Raw genomic sequence first — 1,440 nt, forward strand, 5'->3', positions numbered from 1 at the left:
GGCCGCGCGGCGTGCCCCGGCCGCGCGGCGTGCCCCGGCTGCGCGGCGTGCCCCGGCTGCGCGGCGTGCCCCGGCTGCGCGGCGTGCCCCGGCTGCGCGGCGTGCCCCGGCTGCGCGGCGTGCTCGCTTCTGCGCGGCGTGCCGTGCGGCGTGCTCGCTTCCGCGCGGCGTGCCGTGCGGCGGCGTTGCCCGGGTGTCAGGCCACCAGACCGGCGCGGAAGCCCGCCGCCACCGCGTGGGCCCGGTCCCGAGCGCCAAGCTTGCGGAACAGCCGGCGGGCGTGCGTCTTGACGGTGTCCTCCGAGACGAAGAGCTCCCGGCCGATCTCCGCGTTGCTCTTGCCCTCGGCCATGCCCAGCAGAACCTGAAGCTCACGCTCGGTGAGGCCGATCGACGCCCTACTGGGTCGGGCGTTCGGGGCGGGACGGCCCGGGTCGGTCTGCGCCGGCGACTCACCGGTCCCCGCTTCCGCCTCGTCGTCGCCCCGCTGCACCGGCACCGACGCCACGCCGGCCGGCCCGTCGGCTGCTGTGGCCGTCCAGCCGGGCTCGCCGGAACCGCGCGGCGACGGCCCGGAGCGGCCGGAACCACCCACCGCCGCCGCGTCGCGGGCCGGATCGGTGATCCGCTGCCGGGAAGCTCGGCCAGGCGCGGTGAGCAGCAGGAGCGCCTTCGCCACCGCGCTGGTCAGATCATGGTCGACATTCTGGATGAGCCCCCGGGCCCCGGCGCTGATGGTGGCCGCCGCGGCCTCGGACTCCTCGGTGCCGAGCAGCAGCACCGCCGCCTGCGGCGCACGCGCCAACACCCGGCGGACGAAGCCGGCGCTGTCCGGCCGGGTGAGGGCCGTGTCGGCCAGCACCACGTCGGCCGGTCGCTCGGCCAGCCGCAGCATCACCTCGGGATCAGAGACGGCGGTACGAACGATCGCGGACAACCCCAGCCGCGCGGCAGCAGAAGTAAGGTGCTGGGCCGCGAGTGGTGTCCGAACGCACACAAGAACGGTACGCACTGTGGTCTCCTCTCCGCCAACGAGCAGACCATGACGCGGTCGGCTGGGGAGGGGGTTCCCGGCAATCCTTCGAACTTTTCCGACAGATGGGGCAAAAGCCGCAATTTCTCGGACGTTTTCGATCACAGACGTGTGAGTTGACGACAGCCCGGGTACCGGGAGATCCAGGCCGGGAACGGTGCGCCTGCGCGGCCCGCCGCCCGGATGCCGGCCATAAGGATTCTCGCGGAGCCGCGCGGGAGGAGGGGTGCTGATGTCGAACGTACGTAGACTGCCCGGACCCATCGTCGATCTCTGGGACTGGCAGCGACTCGGTGCCTGCCGAGGGCGCGACCGCCAACGCCGAGGCGGCCGGCCTGGCCGAGCTGTTCACCGTCGAGTGCGGCGACGCGACCGGGTTCGACGTGGCAAGGGTCGACGGGGTCTTC

The 1,440-nt window shown here is 73.8% G+C and carries 1 protein-coding gene and 2 pseudogenes; 2 read left to right on the forward strand and 1 reads right to left on the reverse strand.

The features are described 5' to 3' along the window. Positions 1-196 precede the first annotated feature (196 nt). On the reverse strand, positions 197-1,012 hold the full coding sequence (locus ABZ749_RS35140) for a response regulator transcription factor (RefSeq protein WP_355010074.1): 816 nt from the start codon (positions 1,010-1,012) through the stop codon (positions 197-199). 253 nt (positions 1,013-1,265) lie between these two features. On the opposite strand from ABZ749_RS35140, the pseudogene ABZ749_RS35145 reads away from it, so the two are divergent. Next, a pseudogene (locus ABZ749_RS35145) lies at positions 1,266-1,346 on the forward strand (WhiB family transcriptional regulator); the annotation flags it as partial. Beyond that, positions 1,318-1,440 (forward strand): annotated as a pseudogene (locus tag ABZ749_RS35150) (SAM-dependent methyltransferase); the annotation flags it as partial. The pseudogenes ABZ749_RS35145 and ABZ749_RS35150, both read left to right, overlap by 29 nt.

Source organism: Micromonospora sp. NPDC047753 (assembly GCF_040642735.1).
In the GTDB taxonomy this organism is placed as follows: Bacteria; Actinomycetota; Actinomycetes; order Mycobacteriales; family Micromonosporaceae; genus Micromonospora.